Below are 235 nucleotides of genomic sequence, written 5' to 3' on the forward strand. Positions count from 1 at the left end.
CCAGTAGCCGGACGAGGGCAGTTCGCAGGCCGGGGACCAGCGCTCGGCGCCCTCGGCCTCGCCCTGCTCGACGGGCGAGGTGATCCGGGAGGGCTGCTCGGCGGAGTTGATCGCGCCGATGTCGGTGTTCTTGTCCAGCGGGTCGCCGACGACTCCTGGACCAGGAGACGGCTGCCCGCGCAGCAGACCTGGCCCCGGTTGAAGAAGATGCCGTTCACGATGCCCTCGACGGCCT

1 pseudogene is annotated in these 235 nt (G+C 70.6%); it reads right to left on the minus strand.

The window, feature by feature from the left end:
• Positions 1–235 (minus strand): annotated as a pseudogene (locus BEK98_RS47115) (aldehyde dehydrogenase family protein); the annotation flags it as partial.

The sequence above is a fragment of the Streptomyces diastatochromogenes genome (assembly GCF_002242805.1).
Taxonomy (GTDB): Bacteria; Actinomycetota; Actinomycetes; order Streptomycetales; family Streptomycetaceae; genus Streptomyces; species Streptomyces diastatochromogenes.